The organism is Roseburia sp. AF25-13LB (assembly GCF_003478915.1).
Taxonomy (GTDB): domain Bacteria; phylum Bacillota; class Clostridia; order Lachnospirales; family Lachnospiraceae; genus Roseburia_C; species Roseburia_C amylophila.
The window spans coordinates 73638-93672 of sequence record NZ_QUFO01000002.1 but is presented as its reverse complement, the minus strand read 5'-3'; the positions used below and the strand labels follow the sequence as shown (position 1 = coordinate 93672).

The window sequence follows — 20035 nt, the reverse complement described above, 5'->3', positions numbered from 1 at the left end:
CAATCGTCTCTCCTTTCTCGGAAAGTTTGCATCAAAAAAGAAGCCTGCAACAACTCTGCAGACTTCCCCGACGTTCGATTTAGAATTTTACAAATACGATTTTGCCATTTATAAGCTGTGATGTCAATGTAATTATTTTGTAGACGGTGGCTTTATCGTACTTTCAATCCGTCCACCCCGAATATAAGAGCGGTCAATCTTTCCTCTGCAACTCTCAAATCGGAATACACATTTTCCTTTGACATATTGTGCTTTGCTGCAATCTCTTTTACAGTAAGAACCGGTTCTGCCATGTACTTATCCCAAACCACCTCGTATCTCCTGCGGTCTATATCCTGGTTCGGAGATTTTTCACAATAGGCATCATACAAACCAAACATCGTCTCGATATGTGAAACGATAATAGCCGTTCTGGTTGCACTTCTCTTGATGCTTTCAATGATCACCTCATTGTCATAAAGATTCATCATTGATTCCAAGATATCCAAAGCCGATTCCTCCATCTGTGTTCGCCCGAAAACTGAGTTTTCCGCATGTTCTTTGAGCATGTGATAATTACGCAGGAGCAGCTTTGTATTCCGCAATCTTCTATCTGCCCGTTTTCCCTGCTCCTTTTTTCTTTCCTGCTCATAGGTTTTTAATGCTTCCTTTGCTCCAATTTCAGCTGCATTTGCACAAATATCCTTCAATTGTTCTGGTGTAAGAGCTATTATAACTTTTTCTGCTCTTTCTTCTGTTGACTGGCTGTCCATGCTGTCGCCCTCCTTCTTTTTTATTTCAAATTCATAACGAATTATGATATAATCTAACTGTCTGTTGGGAGGGTTGCGAAAGCACTCTCCTTTTACTTTTCATCTGCTTTTATAAAATCCTCAATCGACATTTGCCCTGGTATTTCATAATATGGGAAATCGTCTGATGCAGTACCTGTTTTTGAATCTCCATCACGGATCCGCATACTAGTACCGAACACTCTCTTATAACATACCGGTCCGTATCCTACTTCCTTGCTTTGTTGGCTTCTCAATTTTCTTCCGCATTCCATACAGACTGCCATCAGAAATCACCTCCCTCAAAGATAAATACCTTATGTGCCGGTAGTCTCTTGTCCTTAAAATCTTCCCAGTACATATACGCTCCAGAAGCTAAACAGGATGCCGAGTATTCCTCAATCTCCTTATCATTTTTAAGCCACACACAATGACCTGCGACATGTTCCTTTATTTCCTCCAGAAGTTCATTTTCCATAAGTATCTGTATTATCTGCAAGGTAACTTCCAACCACTTTTCCGGAGTAAATTCCCCTATATTGGTCTTGTAGAATTCCTTGAACACATTTTTCTGTCTAGTATTTCCAAATCGTGTAATGTATGTAGTTCCTGTTGGCTCGCTCCTGCCTATTCGATGATGTATTGCATAGTCTGAAATGCAAACTATCTTCATGTCTATCATCACCTCTTTTCTTGTCTCTCATTTAGCTAAACAACCACGAATCATATCCATACAAATTTTTTGATTTGCCTCTCAATGTAATGCTCTCGTCGGTGCAGCTTCTCTTCACAGCTCTTCTCATACCTCTTGAAGTCTGTCTTTTTGCATATCTCTTTGATTTTGGTCCTATCAAATGATTTTTATGATACATTCCCATAGTCATTCTCCTATCTTCCACTTCTAAGCATACAAAATAGCAACTCGGTAGTAGATTTCTTCCTCAAACCAAGTCTGCAGTTACTTATAACAGCAAGCTTCCATCTGCTTTTTTCAAAATCTAACTCTGTCGGGTTTTCAAACTCATCCGTTAATTCCGACATATAAGGAATCGCTACCATTATTCCGAAGTGTCCTGATGAATCTGGAGAAACCTCATGCAGATGTTTATAAAACTTCCCATCTCTCATATCTGGTAACAAATCCTTATAACACTCCATTGTTGTTACTATGTAATTCTTTTCTCCAATGAAATTTAATCCATTTCCAGAATAAACATCCTGCTTGCAACTTTTTATTTCATAGCAAACAAATATTCCTTTTTCGATTTCAGATATGGAACATTGTCCGGCAGGAATAAACTGCATAAAGTCAACTCTTTTAGGTTTTCCTTTTGCGGCCCACGGATCAATACTAACCTCACTCGCCCAATACTTTCCAAATCCTCCGAATTTATCTGACACAAGAAGATTTCCAAGAAATTCCGTTGTTTTCTTTCTATCCATCACAATCCCCTTTCTCTCAGCTTGCGATCAATGATTGGAATAAGCATTCTGACCGAGCATTTCATATGCAATGTTGTTGGAGCATCTACAATTTTACATAGCATATCAACGTACACCTGCTCTGCAGATAAATCCTTAGCATATTCCTCCGCCTGTTCCCTCGTTTGCTCTACAATCTGAATACCTTTACACTTCTCCGAAATTTCATGTATCAGTTCCACAGCCCTGCTCGTAAACACTATTTCGTTATTATCTACTACCGGCTCTTCCAGCAACTTTTCCATAAGTTCATCTATCATTGTCTTTCCTTTCTGTATTTACTGCTTTCTCATATCCCAAGCACCTCATAAATCGTTCTGGTTTTCCACAGGCTTCATAATGTTTGCAGTCAATGCACACATTTTCTTTCTCATGTTTTTCCATCAAGAGGCTTCCCCACCTTCCGCAGTTTCATTTGCACTTTCCGCCCTGTTATTCCATATCTTTGCAGCCCTATCTTTGCACTCTTCAATACTGGTAATAGTATTGTCTTCATGGTTCATATCAGGACAATATCCCTCGGTTCTCGCGCCACATTTTCTACACTGACACCAAATAGTGAACCCGTATTTCTTATTGACAGCCTTCATTACTGCCCTCCCGCCACAAAACGGACACGTTTTAAGTTCTATACTCATAATCTTTACCTCACAATTCTAAATTTTTTCCTATTCTGCCTTGCATGATAATCATCTATCACATATTCATGGCATTCCTCTCTTTCCATATTTTCGGGACTTTCTCCATCAAAATTATTGCATATATCGCAAAAGAAACACGGGTGCCAGTCGTATGGCACTTCTTCCGGATTGACAGTAAGGCTCTCTGCATTATTGATGCACGACCTGCATAAACAGTAGTAACATGGATCCACCATCGGAACTCTCTCTTGCTTATGTTCCGATGGCTTTTCCTCTGTTATATTCATAAATTTATCAAATGTTAGCTGACCGTTCATGGCTATTCATAGGTCGGCTCTGGCTTTGTATCGGAATAAACAGAATCCTCGTCTGCAGTCTCGTCTATGATAATTCGTGCATCCGCTCTCTGCAGTTTCGCAAGAAGCAAATCAAACTTATTCATGTGCCTAAGTGAATATATGTCAGGATTTGTGTCTGTTCTAATTTCCCATCCGGCTTTTCTATCCCCTGTCCAGTGCGAAAGACGTACTGTTCTGTTTAATTCATCCTGCTGTTCTTCATCATCCACTGTAAAGTCAATAGTTGCATACTTGAATGAGCTCCAGCTTCTCTCACCCTCTTCTTCGAATTCAAAATGTACATCCATCGCCTCGTATTCAGCATTATCCTCTATCACAATCTCTCGGCCTTCTACCTCCATATCACCGGCAACAAACTTCTTGTATTCCTTGAACAAATCAGATATCTTTATATCTGTTTCCTGCGGTTCTTCCATCATAAACTTAAAATTTTCCAGCAAATTTTTGTTGTCAGTAAGGACAGACTTATTGACCATTTCCGTAAGAAGTGTGTCCAATTTTACAACGTATCCACTCATGTCGTAGCTTTCAATAAACGGAACTAAAACCTGCTCAACTCTTTCTTTGACCGCCTTTTCAAGCTTTCCATAATTAAATGAACTAGCTATTGCTTTTTCTATTCCATCCGTCACCTTTTCTCTAATAATCTGGTCAACAGTTCCATCCGATAGGATTTCATCTGTGATTCTCTTAATATCTTCATCAAAATTTGCCATACTATTTTCCTCCTAAATATCTATAATATTCGATTGCTGGTTTTATAGCTTTTTGTACACCTGTAAGCACATTTGCCAACCCTGTCTCTATATCCCGAACGTCAATACCATTCATCTGACAAGCTATAGCCAGCCTCATTTTATCTTCATCTGGAGCTTTGCACAGTGCTTCGTGAATCTGTTCTTTTGTCATAATATGCCTCCTAAATTTCATTTTAGGCTAAACCCTAAATACAAATCCCCTGCAGTAAGGTTCATCATCTTCATAAATCACAAATGTTTCATGTTCTATTGGAACATCATATGTCCATGATATTATCTTTCCGTTCTTATCTTTCTCTTCGCACCATTTTGCAGTAAATCCGAATACATCCGAACGCTCACAGTTGTGTACTATTCCACCATTAGGAATAGCCTTAACATATATTTTGCCACCTTCCCAGCAATCCCCCTCATCTGTTATTGCTCCCTCTAATTCAACCAGGTCATCACTTGCACCTGTAACAATTACAATTCTGTTATCTTTGGCAAGCTGTAATTCTTCTTTGGTAAACATTCGATAGTCATATTGTCTTCCATCAATTAAATTCGCAAATTCTTTTAATTCCATTGTCCTTCCTCCATCACTCTTAGTTATGCGTATCTCTAAAATTCTCCATAGCCCACTTATTTCCTGTAGCCTGCACCTTTGCTCTGATTCTCTCCTGTGGTGTAGAGCCTCTTCCAACACACGCAAGTATGGACTTTCTTACCGAACTTCCCTCGGTCAGCCCTGCATCATCCAGTGCCTCCTTTGTTCCGCACTCATCACATATCATTGTCTTGTTGTCTGCTCTCGACAGAGCCAACAGTCTTTTTGCCTCTTTTCCGCATCTTGGACACTTCATATTTTCTCTCCTTTTTGGTGTGATTTTCGCACTATGGCAGTGTGTATATGAGACTCTATTTTTTTGTTTGTCGGTTTATTGGTTCGTACATTATCACCCTATTATCTGTAGGATTCCATTTACACATAAAGCAAGGTGACTGCACATATATACTTTCATTTCCGTAACGATTATTTATATACCTTTTGTTTTTACAGTCTTTACAGCGTGGCATTTTTCTGTCCTTTCTGGTATAATTTCCACACCAATGGTCTTTGCGATATGCACCCATGCAGTAATTTTCATGGGTGCAGCTGTTACACATCTCCTTTGGTGTCATTCCTGGATAGCCTCGGGATCCTGCGGTTCTCTAACCTTCCATCCAAACAAACCTTTTTTAGCAACAACCTTCTCGCATTTTTCTGTAAGTGTAACTTCTCCGCTTCCCATCATCTGTAAAATTGTTGGTGTAGGTCTTCCAATCTCTGCCCCACATTTTGAACATATATATGGAATGCCCTTATCATATATCTTCCCGCAGTCCCTGCATCTACAAACTTTCTTATAATCTCTCACTAAAATAATCCTCCTTCCAAAATTGCGCTTGCAATAATGCAAGCCACAAATCCGATACAATATGTTCTCTTGTTATATCTGCTTTCATCAGCGACCATTCCGCAAAGCATAACAAACGCAATTATTATCAGTATTATTTTGAACACCATTTGTTTCTCCTTTCCGGGCGGAAGCACCTGCCGCCCCTTTTATTAGTGTGATATATTCCTTATCCGAGACCAATCAGATAACGCATATGAATTTTTGTTTATAGTTACATGGTGCTTACTTTATAGCCACAGGGAGAACGATTGTCTTGAAATCGCTATCCTCCGCTTCTACAATCATTGGCATTTTAGGACCCTGCAAAGAAATTCCTACATTGTCACAATCAAATGCTTTTAGTGTTTCAATTACCAATCTGGCATCAAAACCTATTGTTAATTCCTCCGATATATCTTCCTGTAAATCAACAATCTCATGGTAATCCGTTGTCTGGTCCTTAATGCTCAGGTTCAGTTGGCTTCCAGACAGTTCAAATTTAACCGGGCATTTTTCAGCAGTACACATCTTTGCTCGTACCATAGCATCCAGAAGTTCTTTTCTGGATATAACGGTATGTAGCGGCAGCTCTTTGAACATATTCTGATATTTGTAATACTCCCCCTGCACAAGCCTTGTGCAGATTTCAAAATCCTTTGTTGCAAATACAGCCATTGCATTACTGTGTCGGATTCTTATATCCCCGGTCAATCCAAGCGTTTTCAGCTTATCGATTGTATTCTTAGGGATAAGCAGCTCAAACTCTCCGTCATAATCAATCTTGTCCCAAGCAAGGACATGTCCATCAAGTCCTACGAAATTCAACTGTCCGTCCTTAGCCTGCAGACACATGGTTGACATGGTGGCATTTCCTCCCTGCTGTGGAATCGCATAAGAAACTCTCCTTACAGATTCCAACAAAAGTCCTGCTTTAATCGTAAACTCACTTCCCTCACCCTCAATATCTGATACCGGGAATGGTCCTGGATCCATTGTCTGATACTTATTTTTGATTTTGTCTGCCTTGATGGTCATTGTGTTTCCACCCGAAATGGTGATATCAATCTCTCCGTCCGGCAAATTGTTAATAAGGTCAAATGCTCTCTCCGGAATGATAAAGCATTCATCCTCTGTGCCCTCTAACTTCGCCTTAACGGTCATTTCTAAGTTATTGGCGATTAAATACCCTTCTTTCACTAAAATACCCTGTAAGATAGGCATTGTAGTCTTTTTGGGAACAACTCCCTTAATCTGATTGAGCTTTGCCGCAAGCTCCGTTTTCTGTATTTTCATCTTTCAATTCAACTCCTTCCAAGATAAGAATCGTACATTGTTTTTCCTGCAACCTATAAGGTTCCAATTCCTGTTCTGTCATAAATTTGTGGCAAAACAATTCTTTCATTTTTTTCCAAGTCGCCCATGGCACTCTATAGAATTTTGTTAGTCCTAGCGATACCATCACATAACAATGAGCACCGAACTTCTCGTATATGTCCAAGCTCTCCCATTGCGTATCTGTCACAACATTTTGTCTGATTCTGTCACCGTCAGTATGCTTCGCTTCAAACATAATCCCAGTTCCATCACAGAGGATTCCTTTGTAATCAGGCTGTCCTTTCTTCTCGTAATATCCTTTGACAGTTCCATCCCTATCCTTGCCTGTGATATGAAATGGCTCTGGTGTCTTTTCTATGTGAGCCCATCCGTTTCGCAGATAGAATTCGCACGCATTTGAAATCCACCTCTCGAACGTCTCTCCGGATACTTTGCTTCTCCTGCCAACAAGCTGTCTTCGAGGATCAGGCATCAGCTCTCACCTCCAGATGTTTTTCAAGAATAGCTTTTATATCAGCCAATTTAGTTGCTCCAATTCCTTTCACAGAGCTAATTTCCTCGATAATTCCTGTAATATCCACAGTTTTATGTTTGGGTGCCTGTGTTTTTCCACAATTAAAACCTTCACTTCTCGCCTTTTCCACTCTGTCCTCAATGTAATGTACCAGCTGCTCATCTGTCATTTTTCTTATCTTTACAGCCTTATTGTGAATAGCATTCTCGTCAGTTGTTCGTCTGCAGCTTCTCTTTGCCATATCGTTCTTCCTTTCTTCTTTTGACACTCTCTGGATTGCTATGCTGGCGGTATTGTCAGCATAACCCTCTCTGTTTGCGTTCCATTTACTCATCTTCATCACCTGGACCTATCGTTACGCTCTCTGCCAATCCAATAAGCTCCGGTATATCTAATCCAAGGTCTTTGCAAAACTCTTTGAAGCAATCCCTGCACATAAACCCGAATTGTTTGGGCTGTTCGCCTCTTTTTGACCTTGCCAGCAGGGTTATCATTTCGCTTTTTCTCAAATGAGCCTTGCATGATGCACAGCCATCAAACAACTTTGCTTTCAGCTTCGGGCTAATCTCCGAATGTTGCAGCTGCTTTGGAAATTCTCGGCGCATATTTTCTTCCCCGACAATCGGAATCAGACTGTCTTTCATGAAAACTGGCACAGAATTATAATCAGCTTTTACAACAATATCTTTTATCCATTGTAGTTCTGGCACTATTTTATTTTTGTTACGTCCCGTCTCTGCTCCGATGATTATCCAATCAACCTGTCGAAACATCACATTATGCTTAGAAACAATGTCCCCCATTAGTGGTTCAATGCTGACAAACGTATTACATCCAGCAGGAAGATAATTAAATCTATCAGCATCCGCATCGCAGGTAATGGTTGTTCCGTACCACATATTTTCCAGTCCCGCCGGCACTCCAACTTCCGTATATCTCTCCGGATTCTTGGTGAGAAATAGGTAATTGTGAATTGGGTTATCCAAACAGGTTTCCATTACATCTCTGATCCATTCGCCTGGAACCCATTTCCCAAATATGTCAGCCATTGCTCCAACAAAAATGTTATTTCCCATTTTTAGCTTTTCCGGATAATCCATGCGGTACTTGTGATATGTAGGTTCAAATCCAAATGGATAAACCAATGTATTTCCCGTTTCATTTAGCATAGGTTTATCCAGAATGAATACATTTTCTGAGTTATCTGCCGCAGGCTCTGTTGAGTAATCTTTCTTCGCCATTAGATTCAGTCTTACATCTCCCGCAAATCTTGCTGTCATTCTTTTTGCGTAACAGTATGAGCAATTGTGCCGGCATCCGGTAATAGGATTCCATGTGTGATCACACCACTCAATTTTTGATTTATTCACAGCGTTCCTCCTTTCTGACATATCCAAGCTGAACTTCCTCTTCCCATGGAACATCTGAACAATTAACATGCTGTCCGCACTTACTACAATAATCCGGCTGATAATCTGGACCAGCATTGAGGATATGGTTACATCTAGGACAGATACAATACTGATGAAGCGTAATAACAAAGCCATACTTGTTGTATGTTCCGTGCTTGATTTTGGGTTTCCTTGCAATAAACTTCGGTATTATCAAGCTAGTTACCTGTTTCAGCATTTGTATCATCTCCCTCCACCCAATACTCTACAAAGTACATTGTCTGTCCTTTTCCTCCCGGCCGCTCTTTTCCAATCCTTACCGCATAGCCAGCTTTCACTAATAAGCAACAGAGGGAATTTCTATCCTCGTCATTGAGCTTCTGGAGTAAATTCTTTATTCTGTGTCTCTGATTGTCTGCCATTTATCATCCCACCTTTCTTTTGGCATTCTTCTTGTTGTCACCTTGTATAGCTTCATTCATTTTCTTTTCAAATACTTTTACAAAGGCTTGAACATCTGCCGGCATTCCGCAGTTTTTAAATCCTCTGCACTGAATAATTTTGTTATTTCTCCATTCCATAGTGAAATAAGATTTCTCTGGATGATCTGCTTTTCTGATGAAGAAAATATTTGTCTCTCCTCTTGCCACTCTATCGACATATCCTCCGACACAATGATGCAAAGCCTCGCCCTCCTTACGGATTTCATCTCCGCTCTGAGGTACCACCAGCATCAAGCCTTTTCCCTTTATCTGGAAAGCATCTACCCCATCATTTCTGCTAAATATCTCTTCCATCGCTTTTTTTGTCTCGGCCATTTTCTTGGCGGCAAGTTTCTCTCTGCGTTTCTTTTCAGCTGCAGCTTTTTTATCTTGCAATGCCTTATATTCTTCCGCAGTTCTATCATGTACCTTTTTGAAATTGTTTGGCATGTAGATAAACTTGTTATCCAGATCGTATTTCAGCTCCCGGCACCATCCTATATACTCAAGCCAGTCATGTGCCATATTCTGTTTTCTCTCTATTCGTGGATCTGTTCTCTCTTTGTACCTGTTGTAGGAATAGCCCCACATGCAAGCATTCTTTTCTCCGATCGGGTATCTCTCGCTTTCCTTGTCTATGTACCGGCAGAGCTTATGGAGCGATACCCTTCTGTTCTTCTCCTTCAGAAGATCTGTGTTGCATTCAAAGGTTTCGTAAAATTCCTTTAACTGCTCCGGCTTCATCTGGATATCAAGCTGCTGTGCCACCTGCAACAGTCGGAGTTCGTAATGATTGCCGTCTATTGCCTGTAGTGTCCTCGTATTGACCTTATTCAGCCCTAAGATTTCGTAGATGGTGTCAGCCTTATAATTGACCTTCCCCGTCATGTTCCCGCTGTAGTTGTAGCCTCTTACCACATCCTTTGCCAGCTGGTTCAAGCCCATTTTGCAGAACCACTCTAGCTTCGGGAATTTCAGATAAACATCAAGGGCATCCTCATATCTGAAAGCTGTGGTCGGGATGTTCTGTGCTAGAATTTCCAGTGCGGAATACTTCATCGGTGTGTGCTCCCATGCCTGTGGAAGATTTCCCGGATAGAGTATAGATTCCATACAAGCAATATTTCCCTCATCCGGAATCCAGCGAGAATTCCCTTTCTGGTGATACACTCCCCATTCATAGCTTTCTTTCATAAGCTTTTCGCCGAAGAATGTGCAGAAACAGCGGCTGTACTCATGCATGGTTTCTTCAATGCGTTTCTTACATATGCTGCCTGCTATCATTGCGTCATTCTTTATGTGTCTCCATGCTTTGAAGTACCGGAGTAAAAAACCTTCCTCCTGCCGATCCACATATATGAACCATCTTTCATCTACTATCTGGCATGGCATTTTCCCTCTTGCCTTATATGTCACTCTGCTTCCGCAGAAAGGACATTCCCCCTTTTCATTGTTCCGAAGCCTTATCCTACTCCGGTCAACGATTCCTGTCCGCTGGCAGTGTGTACACTCAAATTCAGCCCTTCCCTTGGATGTCTCTTTATAAATTCCGTACCGACTGAAACTCATGCCATGTTCCCATACCCAGTCGGTAAAATCCTGTGAAGGCTCTCCTATCGGCTCCATCCGCAGATCAATCGGTGCAAGGACTTTTCTGTGTTTCTCTTCCAGTCGTTCTGCCTTGACCTTGTCCTGGAATCTGTCAATAGCATTCCATACGTTCTCGTCAGTGTCTTTGCGGTAAACCTTGAAAAAGCTCTCCATGATGCCCTTGTCCTCTGCTGTCCAGATAAACACCTTTGGAATGTGTTCGCTTTTCCATGTTTTTTGATCCCATTTGTACTCCCACAGCCGGAAACCCTGCATATTATCAAATGCAGCTGTAAGCCATTTAACCTTTGACTGTGACAGGTCCTGCGTGATATAATCATCACTCGACAGAAATGTCCTAAATGCTGCTTCCGTTTTTCCTTTTTTGAGCTTCGACACCTCATAGAAATTCAGAAGCAGTATTTTGTTATCATCAACCAGCTCCGCAGTCACAATGTGCTCCATTCCGTCCAGTCTATCTGCTATTTCAACCATTTCTGCTGTTGCCTCTGGTCTAGGCAATGCAGACAGCTTTCTTTTTTCCATCGTACATCCCTCCTTACAGCCCCATCATTGAGAACAGATCCATCTGCCCTTCAAGTTCATTCGACCTCTTCTTAGGAGTTTCTTTCTTCTCTGGCTCTTTCTTTGTTTTTTCCGCCTTTGCTTCCGGCTTTGGAGCTTCTTGGGCTGCCTTATCTTTTTCAACCGCCTTCGCCTTTTTCTCTGCACGCTTCTTCATGCCGTCCAGACGCTTCTGCTGATCAGCTTTCTGCTTCTTTTCTCTCTCCGCAGCTTCTTTAGCTTTTTTATCCTCCTCAGCCTTATCATCTTTATGGAAATAGTCCTCAGCCCATTCATAAACCACATCGTCAAGAACTGCACAGCTACTACCTTTCGCCTGCTTTCTTGCCTGCTCGTAAATGTATTTGTAGCACTTCTCCCATGTCTTATGGTCTTGGCATACATCCGAAGCAAGACTTTCTGATTCCCTGCACCTTTCAATCAGATGTTTGATTATTGGATCTGCAAACGACTTATCCTTAGCCTTTTTCAATTCCTCCTGCAACTTCGTAACTGCCCCAACAACTCCGATATAAACAGTACTGTTATTTTTCTTTGCTGTTTCAACTTCCTCTGGTGTAGGCGCCGGAATTCCTTCCACAATTTCTTTAAGACTTGCTGTTCCCATCGGGACCGTATCATCTGCATCTATATCATCATTAACCGCCTGCTCAAATGCATGCTGTTCGATGTTTGAAATAACCTTTCCCATTTCCGACTGCGGCTCGGATGCCGAAAAATCCATAGCCTCATATTCTTCTTTTAATCTGTCGTTCTCTATATCAAACAATGTGTTACCGTCAGCGTCATAGAATGCGGTTACTTTCTCTCTCTTTAATATCTTGTAGGTAGTATTCCCTACCTCAACTTCGCTCTTGCTATCCTCCGAAGAATATCCGTTTTCCAGATACTCAAGAACAGCTTTGCTCCATTCGTGTTCGTAATCTTGATTATCTCCTAATGCGTAGTGCATTACATTTCTACCTGTTTCCATAGGCTTCCTCCTTTTTATCGAAATCGAAAAACATATAAAAGTGCTCTTTTCCCACTGTTTTTTCGGTGGTTGCAGTTCCACCAAGACCGCCCATTGACTGGAACAATCTTCTCCATGTCCATATTTGATTTTGAAACATTGGCATATACCAGAGTTCCTGTCCCTCTTTTTCATTAGGGAACAGTACATGCCCCGTCAAAGGATTTGTAATCGTATTTGCTATACACACATATCCTGCACACCCCAAAAGTGAAAGCTGTATGTAACACATCATCCCGGTTATTCTGTCTATGTCCTGTGCAACAAAAACCACATGATTTTGAAAATTATGTTTGCACTTTTTCATGGTATTTGCGGCAGCTATCAATGTTGCTCCTGCTCCGCAAGCCGGATCACAAATGGATAAGTAACCCTGCTTTTCTATATGGCTGTCAACATCCTCACAGGTTATTTCAGACATCATCTTGCACACACAGTAGGGTGTAAAAAACTGCCCTTTCCAGTGATTTCCAAGATTTAGCTGCATATACATTTCTCCAAGGAAATCCTGTTCTGGATTTCTTTCCAAGGCTTCAACAATGATTGCAAGCATTTTTGCAGGAATCTCCACAGAACCAAGTCTCTCTATGCATTGTGCATATTCTTTTTCTCTGCTCTCATAATGCTCTGGGCTTCTGTCTGCCACATTACTTATTGAGCATGCTATAGCTGCCATCAAATCCGCCCAAACCTGCCAAGAGCTTCGTGAATAGCAGAGTTTACGAAATTCATTTAAGAATTCTTTTTCAGTTCCCTGTATTACTTCACTCTGCTTCACCACCTAAAATCTTCCTCCTTATTTCTTCAAATTTGCGAGCCCTTTCTTCTCGTTGTTCCTCTGTGAGCGGTTTCGGTTCTGGTTCTTTCTCCTGTTCTATCCTTACAGGCTCTTTCTTCTCAATTGCCGGTACATACTGCTTTTGCAACAGCACTTTGTTTTTAGCGACGAAATCCGGAAGTACATTTGTATTTTGTGCTTCAGCAGCTTTTTTCTCATAAGCTTCACGGAAGTTTGCCCTATCCGCAGTTGGATTTTCGCTCTGGCACAGCCTGCTCCACCCAAGATTTTTAACTACAGCCAATGTGAGCTCATCCATGGTTGCAAAAGCCTCCTGCGGATGATACCACCCATAATCGGACATTGCTTTTCGGACAACTCCCCATGCTTCGTCAAAACTCAAAATTGGTGTTTTACATCTTTCCATGCATAGCTTTCTGATTTCAGCTATGTTGGGTGGATAAATATTGGTGCAAATATGCTCCATAACAGCATTTTCAGCAATCTCATACGGAATATCTTTAAGTGTCATATACCAAAAATCCATTGAGGCATTATCTTCGAGTATTTTTGAAGCTGGATATGCGGATTTAATTCCGATTGCCAATGTCGCAAATTGCTGTTTATCCATTCGCCCACTCCCTTGCTCCTTGTGCAAACTGCTCTACCTTTGAGCCGCCGGCTGTCTGATTGTAAGATTGCGTATAACCAGGTGTTCCGCCTCTGTTCTGGACCTTTGAAATCCAAGCATTGATAAATCGTTTCATTCCTCCTGCTGTTTTCCGTTTCCTTGGATTAGCATCACACCAGCCTTTCATTGCTCTTAGTTCCTGCATAATGTCAACAGCAGGATATAATTCTGCGAGTTCAAGAACATAACTCTGTGTAATCGGGTATTCTTCACCAGTATTCATCATGATACCTATTACTGGCGGCTCCGCAGCTACTGTCTGCTCGGAGCATATATTTGTATTGGTTTCCGATTCGGATTTGGATTCGGATTGGATTGGATTACGGACACATTTGTTGTCTGATGTTTTTATCTGCTGACCTTTGCTGTCAAATGTCAGCAATTCACAATCCTCTGAAAATCCGGGATACTTGCTCTTTTGATTACGAATTCTCTGGTGATCCGCCCAAGTTACCAATTGCAGGTACGGTCTTCCCTGTGCCTCATACACTCTGACCAAGCCCACCGCCGACAACCTACCAAGCGCCTTATCTATATCTTTTTCCGTAATATCTTTCAGAGGAAAGCAGCTTCCCTTGATTATCTTTGCTCTTCCGTCGTATCTGCCGAAGTCGTCACAGGTTACAATCAATCTATAAAACAGAACTTCCTCGAACCAAGATAAAGAATCTATTTCTTCGCTCCTGCAGATGCTCTCCTTGATTATCCTGTTTGGCATTCGATCATCCTCCTTTCGGATGCTGGAGAGTGCCCCCCTCCAGCTCCTGACTTAATAAATTACCTTGCTACCATTTTCCGTTTTGACTACATCCAAATTCTGAGGGAATCTGGCTTTCATTGTCGGATCATGAGTGATAGCCATTATTTTAATGTTGCTGTATCGGCTCTGTATTGTCTCCAATGCGTCGCAATATGCCTGTATTCCGTCCCCGTCCAAGAATGGAGGTTCATCAATAAAGAGCATTCCGAGCTGGATTCCTGCCGAAGATGATTTAATCTCTGCCAATGCAAGAATTACCGATAATGAAGACTTGACTTTCTCTCCACCGGATTTTGAAAGGTATGGAAGCACCGACTTACCATATTCCTCGATGTAAATATCCAAAGATACCTTTTCCTTTCCATTTTTTTGGAGTCTCTCCAGTCTGAACTCCACTCCCATTTTTCCGCCAGTCATCTGTCCAAGAATGGTATTTGCTGTAGCTGTCAGCTGTGGAATAATAGAACGGATAATCTGATGTGGCACACCGCTCTGGCTAAATGCGACTTTCAATGTATCGTAATCAGCTGTCTCCTTGGCATATTCCACCTGCTTGTCCTGTAAAGCTGCAATATCCTGCTTCAACTTTGCAATCTGTTCCGATTTCTGCTGTAAAGCTCCAATTCGCATCTGTTTTTCCTTTACCATGCTGTTAATGGCATTCACTTCTGTATCCAGTCCGTTTACAATCGCCTGAGCTTCTTCCATTCCCGCCATAGCAAGTATCTCTTTATCAGCCTCTGCCTGTCTCTCTGAGATTTCATCATCGATACCGGTAATTTCTGCTGTCAACTCCAGAACCCTGTTCAATGCTGTTGCATTTCTTTCCTCTGCTACTGGGAGCATTTTTTCCTTTTCTACCCACGGATCAAGAGCAGTAATGGCACTAAGCACATGCACATGTTCTTCAAACGCTTTGGCATATATATCACGCTCTGTTTCTGCCTGTGTGCCCTTTAATTTGACCTCTTCAAGCCTGTTTTCTGCCTCGGATATATTTGACTGTAAGTGTTTCAAAGAAGCCTTAATTAAAGCCAAATTGTTTTCTCTCTGTGAGATTGCTTCAAGCTGAGCCACATACGGAAGTAGCGTTGTGCATTCGCTTTGGAGCATTGCCAAAGCAGTTGCATCAAATCCTATAGCTTCCATTTCTGCTTTCTTTGTAGACATCTCATATTCGCACTTCGCAACTTCACAATCTCTGCGTGCAAATATATCAACATAAGAAGCCTCAACCATAGCAAGCTGCTCTTTTGCCTCGATGGCATCCTGTAAGAATTTACAATGTGCATTTTCTATATCCACGCATCCAGATTCATTCAAGATTGCCACTTTCTTTTCAAGTACATGTTTCTGCTCGTCCGCTTTCTGTTTTTCTCTGTCAAAACTTGCTCTGGTCTCGTTGTCACGGAAAACTGCCGCAGAATATTCCGTCTTTGCTTTCTGATATGCAACTGCCTTTTCCTGCATGGCTTCCAGCTCTGCTTTCTTGCGGTTGTATTTATCCGCTTTTTCTCGAACCTCTCCGTCATTGGCAGAATCCAATATCATTGCATTCATTTCATCCTGTTTAGTTTTCAAGGTAATCTGTAAATCCGAGATAGCCTTCTGCTCACTTTCAGCCTGCCTTGCAAGCGTTTCAGCTTCCTGTTTCTTTGTTGTATATAGTGCCGATTGTCCGGCAAGTTCCAGTTCTCGCTTCAGCAGAGCATTTCTTTCAGCAATCTTTTCTTCAATCTCGGTCTTTCCTTCAAGTATTGCGGAACTACTATCTGCTATTGCCTGCTGTGTGGCTTTATTCTGCTCTGCAATAGTCTTTTTCGCCTGTAAAGTTGCAACAGCTGCAAGTGCTCTCTTTCTCCTATCTGCGGCTTCCTGCTGATTCGACAGGACAAGTTTTTTCTGATCCCTCTCATTCACTTTTGCCTGTAATCTGGTTTCCTGCTCCGCCAATTCAGTCTTGCATTTTTCCAATTCCTCATCCGGCTTTCCAAACTCAGCGATTGTTACATTGTGAATAGTGATTTCCTGCTTCAATTCCCTGTTCTTTGCTCCATTCACCTTTGCCTTGTCCGAAGCAATTTTTTCCATTATCTGATATACCCCAAGCCCAAGGAGTGTGCCGAGCACCTCAACTCTTTCCTCCGGCTTTGCCTGTAAGAATAATCCGTACTGATCCTGCATAATCAAAGCACAGGACTTGAATGTGAAGCTGTCCATTCCAAGAATGTTTAAGATTTCCTGCTGGGTATCGTTGTATCTTTCCTTTGAGCAATCCTTCCATTCATTCTCAACAAACTGAGAGATATTCAAAGTTCCTTTTCCGGAACGGGCTCTGGTTCTTGTGACACGATACTTTTTCTCTCCGATACGGAATGTAAACATAATCGAACCGGAACGGACGCTTTCATCATTTCTAAGCCATGGTGCCTTTCCTGTATCATCCTTGATTACACCCTCTCTCGGTTCTTCATAAAGGCAGTCGATAATCGCATCCATAAACAAGCTGCTCTTTCCTGCTCCATTCTGACCGTTGATTGTGCAGAAAGTGATATCCTCGAAATTAAATGTTTCCTCTTCGTAGTTACGATAATTCTTAACAGCAATTTCTACAGGTTCAAATGTTCCGCTATTTGCTGTCGCTGTCATACTTGCCTCAGCTTCAGCAATAATCGGTCTTGCCTTTAATACAAGTTCCTGTATTCTTTCCTGCGGTACCTGCTTTTCCTCAAGATACTTAATAAGGTTTGCTTCTGGATCCGTGGCATTTTCAAGCTGTGTTCTGTTGGCGAATTCATCTATCTTGTCTGGAAGGATTTCCCATACCATAAATGCTCCGTCTTCCAGAAGCTCTCTTTCCAAAGTTGCCTTGTTCAGAGCCTTGCTGTTTTCTGCGGTGCAACTATAATGAACACGGACAATCTTTCCATCAATCTGCCCTCTCCACTTCTCAGTAGCAACAAAATCCATAGCCTGCATATTTATCTGTGTCACATCATCATCATTGAGTTCAATGGTCGCAAACTCTCTGATAGGTGTTTCATGGAAAATACTCTGCCATGTTCCCAGCTCGTGCCAGTTGTGAATCCAAAAGCCCCTCTGCTGTCCCTCATCATTAAAGTTCATGGCATTTATCGCACCGGAATAATACCAGTCTCTGTGCATTATCTTCTGTGGTCTGTGAATATGTCCTAAAGCAACCAGATTGTAATTGGCCGCCAATAAAGCCTCCTGCGGAATGATTGGCTCAAACTGTGTGAGCATCATTGTCTGTCCACTCTCGGTATTGCATCCAGGCACCGTGTAATGTGCCATCAGAATACTTTTCTTTTCTGGAGAGCATTGTGCTTTCAACCCTGTTACAATATTTGATAATTCATTGGTAAACACCACATTTTCTTCATCACTTGACAATCCCGGATGATTAGCTCTGAACACTCCCCTGTCAAATCCCGGGAGCACCGCAATATCAACATCATCAAATGAAATTACCTGTGGGGTAATCACCACATGAACATTCGGAACATCTGCAAACATTTCAGAGAGGACGTTGAACTGCCCTGATCCATCATGGTTTGGAGTACCTCTCATGACAACAACCTGCTTTGATACTGCCGCAAGTTCTCTGATATAATGAATTGCAGTTATGATTTCCTCACAACACCTGTCGGACCACAGGCGGCCAACATGGAATATGTCACCAGCTACAATCGAGTAATCCGGTTTTTCCTCATTTGCCACTCTGATCAGTTCATCCAGACATCTTTTCGTGTCCTCTGTTCGGAGATTTACTCCGTCCTTAACTGGGCTTCGGAATGTTCCAAGATGCCAGTCTGCTGTATGTAATATCTTCATTTCAACACCTCCATTGTTGCTTTCATCGCCATAATCATGTTATTTAGCTGCAGCTCTAATACCTTAAATACCGATTCCTCAATGCCGCAAAAATCAATGCCATCACCGGTCCATTCTTCCCCAACAATCAGTATGTTTCCTGTTATTGGAATATTGTGTTTATCAGTTTCATAAAGGTAACTGCCTATGAGATTCGGGATGATTACTTCTTTCAACAATCCCTCCTCGTCAATTAGCATACTTACGCACTGCCCCTTGACCTTAGTCGGATGGTCCATTTGGTGTAATTCTGTATATAATCGCTTTGGCATCACATGCTCATATAATCTGCAGTCATTTCCTATCAGCTCTCGAAGCTTATTGTTCTGTTCCTCATGTGTTCCTGTCGGAAACTCATGTACGGATAATTCCAAATCCGTTGAAATCTTAATCAGATTCATCACTTCCCAGCTCCTTTCTGACACTTCATGCAAAGAGGTCTTCCAAACTTATTTAGCGAGTATTCATATACTCTCGCATTGATTTCCGCCCCACATCCGTCACAATAATATCCTGTCGATTCATTCTCGACCGGCTCCTGTTGTGGTGGTGTCTGCTGTTCCTGGTCGAACCAGTTCTTCTCCTGCTCTCCTGCGACCGCATCATCCTCTGTCTGATCTGAGGCAAATGCCGGATTGTCCACTTCATCTTCCGGATTAAAGTCTGTTGAAAACGCTTCTCCGGAAAACGCTGTGGAAATTGCCGGTGGTGTGGATGAAGCTCCGAACATATTTCCCATAGAGTTCATTCCCTGCTGAAGCATTGCATTTCTTACTGTTGGATCCGTGTAGTCTGGTGCAAATGTAACTGTCGGAACAACGAATGGTTTTTCCAGCTCTGCTTTTGAATATGTTCCCTTGATTCCAAGCAAAGCTCTGATAACTCTAAGAATTGCTCCTGTCTGTGCCTTTTCAGAAGCAGTCTTTCTAAGGAGTGTCATATTTACAAGGATCGATCTCTCTATATACTTCTCTCTGTCGCTGTCAGCAATTACATAGTATTTGTCATACTTTCCGTACTGATTTGGTTCTGCTTCCTGTTTCCATTCCCCCTTGAACATTTCAGCGGCGGCCTTGGAAGCTCGCCAGTCATGAATACCCATGATTGACTTATCCATAAATTCAAGGCGGTACTTCGATTCTTCATCATCAAGGCAGATACGCTTTGTTTCCATGTGTGTCTTGTAGCTTCCATCCGGAAGTCTTACTGCTCCATATGCCTTTCCGACATAGGTATTCGTATTCTCTCTTATGACTGTTGTGTACTCAGGGTGAAACTGGATTCCTGCCGCAGTTGCAAGCTTCATAAGAAGCGGCTTTGCAGGTGAGAAAACTTCCTCATATATGGCTTTTCCTTTTCCATCCTCTCCAGTCTTTACCTTTCCGACCGAGAAGATATCTCCTGAGCTTGGTGCTGTGTCCGCCACCACTTCCATAACGGAGCACTTATAAAATGGGTTGATCTGCACTGATGTAGCTGCTGGTAACAGCAGATTGCAGTTTGGATATTTGGACTGAATTTCAGCCAAAGCATTTGAATTGTTCATAGATAAAACCTCCATATTGTGTAATA

The 20035-nt window shown here is 41.8% G+C and carries 26 protein-coding genes; all 26 read right to left on the bottom strand.

Going from position 1 to position 20035, the window contains the following annotated elements:
• Positions 1-152 precede the first annotated feature (152 nt).
• A complete protein-coding gene (locus tag DWY37_RS03660; protein ID WP_118592570.1) occupies positions 153-752 on the bottom strand; it encodes a hypothetical protein in 600 nt (199 codons plus the stop codon).
• 92 nt (positions 753-844) lie between these two features.
• On the bottom strand, positions 845-1057 hold the full coding sequence (locus DWY37_RS03655; protein WP_022464072.1) for a DUF6011 domain-containing protein: 213 nt from the start codon (positions 1055-1057) through the stop codon (positions 845-847).
• Positions 1057-1452 carry a hypothetical protein gene (locus tag DWY37_RS03650; protein ID WP_147403576.1) on the bottom strand — a complete coding sequence of 132 codons (396 nt, stop codon included), beginning with the start codon at positions 1450-1452 and terminating at the stop codon, positions 1057-1059. The genes DWY37_RS03655 and DWY37_RS03650 overlap by 1 nt, the downstream gene beginning before the upstream one ends.
• 206 nt (positions 1453-1658) lie before the next feature.
• Complete coding sequence (locus DWY37_RS03645; RefSeq protein WP_118592568.1) at positions 1659-2213, bottom strand: hypothetical protein; 555 nt, start codon at positions 2211-2213, stop codon at positions 1659-1661.
• On the bottom strand, positions 2213-2512 hold the full coding sequence (locus DWY37_RS03640; RefSeq protein ID WP_118592567.1) for a hypothetical protein: 300 nt from the start codon (positions 2510-2512) through the stop codon (positions 2213-2215). The genes DWY37_RS03645 and DWY37_RS03640 overlap by 1 nt, the downstream gene beginning before the upstream one ends.
• On the bottom strand, positions 2502-2636 hold the full coding sequence (locus tag DWY37_RS16245; RefSeq protein WP_256385702.1) for a hypothetical protein: 135 nt from the start codon (positions 2634-2636) through the stop codon (positions 2502-2504). Before DWY37_RS16245 ends, DWY37_RS03640 begins: the two co-directional genes overlap by 11 nt.
• Positions 2636-2890 (bottom strand): Lar family restriction alleviation protein, encoded by a 255-nt coding sequence (locus DWY37_RS03635; protein WP_118592566.1) that lies wholly within the window; start codon positions 2888-2890, stop codon positions 2636-2638. Before DWY37_RS03635 ends, DWY37_RS16245 begins: the two co-directional genes overlap by 1 nt.
• 322 nt (positions 2891-3212) lie before the next feature.
• Entirely contained in the window at positions 3213-3968 is a 756-nt protein-coding gene (locus tag DWY37_RS03625) for a hypothetical protein (protein ID WP_118592564.1), read from the bottom strand.
• A 1-nt stretch (position 3969) separates the two neighbouring features.
• On the bottom strand, positions 3970-4161 hold the full coding sequence (locus tag DWY37_RS03620) for a hypothetical protein (protein ID WP_044911393.1): 192 nt from the start codon (positions 4159-4161) through the stop codon (positions 3970-3972).
• A 27-nt stretch (positions 4162-4188) separates the two neighbouring features.
• Complete coding sequence (locus tag DWY37_RS03615) at positions 4189-4578, bottom strand: hypothetical protein (RefSeq protein WP_022464063.1); 390 nt, start codon at positions 4576-4578, stop codon at positions 4189-4191.
• Positions 4579-4597: 19 nt separating this feature from the next.
• Complete coding sequence (locus DWY37_RS03610; RefSeq protein ID WP_118343905.1) at positions 4598-4855, bottom strand: hypothetical protein; 258 nt, start codon at positions 4853-4855, stop codon at positions 4598-4600.
• Between the two features lie 315 nt (positions 4856-5170).
• Entirely contained in the window at positions 5171-5410 is a 240-nt protein-coding gene (locus DWY37_RS03605; RefSeq protein ID WP_118592563.1) for a hypothetical protein, read from the bottom strand.
• 264 nt (positions 5411-5674) lie between these two features.
• Positions 5675-6724: a DNA polymerase III subunit beta gene (locus DWY37_RS03600; protein ID WP_118592562.1), complete on the bottom strand. Its 1050-nt coding sequence runs from the start codon at positions 6722-6724 to the stop codon at positions 5675-5677.
• On the bottom strand, positions 6678-7238 hold the full coding sequence (locus tag DWY37_RS03595) for a Holliday junction resolvase RecU (RefSeq protein WP_118592561.1): 561 nt from the start codon (positions 7236-7238) through the stop codon (positions 6678-6680). The genes DWY37_RS03600 and DWY37_RS03595 overlap by 47 nt, the downstream gene beginning before the upstream one ends.
• Positions 7231-7614: a hypothetical protein gene (locus tag DWY37_RS03590; RefSeq protein WP_243093189.1), complete on the bottom strand. Its 384-nt coding sequence runs from the start codon at positions 7612-7614 to the stop codon at positions 7231-7233. Before DWY37_RS03590 ends, DWY37_RS03595 begins: the two co-directional genes overlap by 8 nt.
• Complete coding sequence (locus tag DWY37_RS03585) at positions 7607-8650, bottom strand: DUF5131 family protein (protein ID WP_243093188.1); 1044 nt, start codon at positions 8648-8650, stop codon at positions 7607-7609. Before DWY37_RS03585 ends, DWY37_RS03590 begins: the two co-directional genes overlap by 8 nt.
• Complete coding sequence (locus DWY37_RS03580; RefSeq protein ID WP_022464056.1) at positions 8643-8909, bottom strand: hypothetical protein; 267 nt, start codon at positions 8907-8909, stop codon at positions 8643-8645. The genes DWY37_RS03585 and DWY37_RS03580 overlap by 8 nt, the downstream gene beginning before the upstream one ends.
• Positions 8890-9093, bottom strand: coding sequence for a hypothetical protein (locus tag DWY37_RS03575; RefSeq protein ID WP_022464055.1), 204 nt, complete (start codon positions 9091-9093; stop codon positions 8890-8892). Before DWY37_RS03575 ends, DWY37_RS03580 begins: the two co-directional genes overlap by 20 nt.
• Before the next feature lie 3 nt (positions 9094-9096).
• Positions 9097-11289, bottom strand: a complete 2193-nt coding sequence (locus DWY37_RS03570; protein ID WP_118592559.1) for a PcfJ domain-containing protein — start codon at positions 11287-11289, stop codon at positions 9097-9099.
• Between the two features lie 13 nt (positions 11290-11302).
• Positions 11303-12301: a PcfK-like family protein gene (locus tag DWY37_RS03565; RefSeq protein WP_118592558.1), complete on the bottom strand. Its 999-nt coding sequence runs from the start codon at positions 12299-12301 to the stop codon at positions 11303-11305.
• Positions 12288-13121, bottom strand: coding sequence for an N-6 DNA methylase (locus tag DWY37_RS03560; RefSeq protein ID WP_118592557.1), 834 nt, complete (start codon positions 13119-13121; stop codon positions 12288-12290). The genes DWY37_RS03565 and DWY37_RS03560 overlap by 14 nt, the downstream gene beginning before the upstream one ends.
• On the bottom strand, positions 13105-13749 hold the full coding sequence (locus DWY37_RS03555) for a replicative helicase loader/inhibitor (RefSeq protein WP_118592556.1): 645 nt from the start codon (positions 13747-13749) through the stop codon (positions 13105-13107). Before DWY37_RS03555 ends, DWY37_RS03560 begins: the two co-directional genes overlap by 17 nt.
• Entirely contained in the window at positions 13742-14527 is a 786-nt protein-coding gene (locus DWY37_RS03550) for a hypothetical protein (RefSeq protein ID WP_118343897.1), read from the bottom strand. Before DWY37_RS03550 ends, DWY37_RS03555 begins: the two co-directional genes overlap by 8 nt.
• A gap of 51 nt (positions 14528-14578) precedes the next feature.
• A complete protein-coding gene (locus DWY37_RS03545) occupies positions 14579-18424 on the bottom strand; it encodes a metallophosphoesterase (RefSeq protein WP_118592555.1) in 3846 nt (1281 codons plus the stop codon).
• Positions 18421-18864 carry a hypothetical protein gene (locus DWY37_RS03540; RefSeq protein ID WP_118343895.1) on the bottom strand — a complete coding sequence of 148 codons (444 nt, stop codon included), beginning with the start codon at positions 18862-18864 and terminating at the stop codon, positions 18421-18423. The genes DWY37_RS03545 and DWY37_RS03540 overlap by 4 nt, the downstream gene beginning before the upstream one ends.
• Positions 18864-20009, bottom strand: coding sequence for a hypothetical protein (locus DWY37_RS03535; protein WP_055274198.1), 1146 nt, complete (start codon positions 20007-20009; stop codon positions 18864-18866). Before DWY37_RS03535 ends, DWY37_RS03540 begins: the two co-directional genes overlap by 1 nt.
• Positions 20010-20035 lie beyond the last annotated feature (26 nt).

What these genes read in the sequence shown, in the direction of transcription:
- DWY37_RS03650 (WP_147403576.1), bottom strand. Translation starts at nt 1,452, where the DNA reads ATGATAGACATGAAGATAGTTTGCATTTCAGACTATGCAATACATCAT.
- DWY37_RS03595 (WP_118592561.1), bottom strand. Translation starts at nt 7,238, where the DNA reads ATGCCTGATCCTCGAAGACAGCTTGTTGGCAGGAGAAGCAAAGTATCC.
- DWY37_RS03550 (WP_118343897.1), bottom strand. Translation starts at nt 14,527, where the DNA reads ATGCCAAACAGGATAATCAAGGAGAGCATCTGCAGGAGCGAAGAAATA.
- DWY37_RS03580 (WP_022464056.1), bottom strand. Translation starts at nt 8,909, where the DNA reads ATGCTGAAACAGGTAACTAGCTTGATAATACCGAAGTTTATTGCAAGG.
- DWY37_RS03590 (WP_243093189.1), bottom strand. Translation starts at nt 7,614, where the DNA reads ATGAGTAAATGGAACGCAAACAGAGAGGGTTATGCTGACAATACCGCC.
- DWY37_RS03615 (WP_022464063.1), bottom strand. Translation starts at nt 4,578, where the DNA reads ATGGAATTAAAAGAATTTGCGAATTTAATTGATGGAAGACAATATGAC.
- DWY37_RS03545 (WP_118592555.1), bottom strand. Translation starts at nt 18,424, where the DNA reads ATGAAGATATTACATACAGCAGACTGGCATCTTGGAACATTCCGAAGC.
- DWY37_RS03655 (WP_022464072.1), bottom strand. Translation starts at nt 1,057, where the DNA reads ATGGCAGTCTGTATGGAATGCGGAAGAAAATTGAGAAGCCAACAAAGC.
- DWY37_RS03535 (WP_055274198.1), bottom strand. Translation starts at nt 20,009, where the DNA reads ATGAACAATTCAAATGCTTTGGCTGAAATTCAGTCCAAATATCCAAAC.
- DWY37_RS03640 (WP_118592567.1), bottom strand. Translation starts at nt 2,512, where the DNA reads ATGATAGATGAACTTATGGAAAAGTTGCTGGAAGAGCCGGTAGTAGAT.
- DWY37_RS03620 (WP_044911393.1), bottom strand. Translation starts at nt 4,161, where the DNA reads ATGACAAAAGAACAGATTCACGAAGCACTGTGCAAAGCTCCAGATGAA.
- DWY37_RS03575 (WP_022464055.1), bottom strand. Translation starts at nt 9,093, where the DNA reads ATGGCAGACAATCAGAGACACAGAATAAAGAATTTACTCCAGAAGCTC.
- DWY37_RS16245 (WP_256385702.1), bottom strand. Translation starts at nt 2,636, where the DNA reads ATGGAAAAACATGAGAAAGAAAATGTGTGCATTGACTGCAAACATTAT.
- DWY37_RS03660 (WP_118592570.1), bottom strand. Translation starts at nt 752, where the DNA reads ATGGACAGCCAGTCAACAGAAGAAAGAGCAGAAAAAGTTATAATAGCT.
- DWY37_RS03600 (WP_118592562.1), bottom strand. Translation starts at nt 6,724, where the DNA reads ATGAAAATACAGAAAACGGAGCTTGCGGCAAAGCTCAATCAGATTAAG.
- DWY37_RS03565 (WP_118592558.1), bottom strand. Translation starts at nt 12,301, where the DNA reads ATGGAAACAGGTAGAAATGTAATGCACTACGCATTAGGAGATAATCAA.
- DWY37_RS03540 (WP_118343895.1), bottom strand. Translation starts at nt 18,864, where the DNA reads ATGAATCTGATTAAGATTTCAACGGATTTGGAATTATCCGTACATGAG.
- DWY37_RS03625 (WP_118592564.1), bottom strand. Translation starts at nt 3,968, where the DNA reads ATGGCAAATTTTGATGAAGATATTAAGAGAATCACAGATGAAATCCTA.
- DWY37_RS03610 (WP_118343905.1), bottom strand. Translation starts at nt 4,855, where the DNA reads ATGAAGTGTCCAAGATGCGGAAAAGAGGCAAAAAGACTGTTGGCTCTG.
- DWY37_RS03645 (WP_118592568.1), bottom strand. Translation starts at nt 2,213, where the DNA reads ATGGATAGAAAGAAAACAACGGAATTTCTTGGAAATCTTCTTGTGTCA.
- DWY37_RS03555 (WP_118592556.1), bottom strand. Translation starts at nt 13,749, where the DNA reads ATGGATAAACAGCAATTTGCGACATTGGCAATCGGAATTAAATCCGCA.
- DWY37_RS03570 (WP_118592559.1), bottom strand. Translation starts at nt 11,289, where the DNA reads ATGGAAAAAAGAAAGCTGTCTGCATTGCCTAGACCAGAGGCAACAGCA.
- DWY37_RS03635 (WP_118592566.1), bottom strand. Translation starts at nt 2,890, where the DNA reads ATGAGTATAGAACTTAAAACGTGTCCGTTTTGTGGCGGGAGGGCAGTA.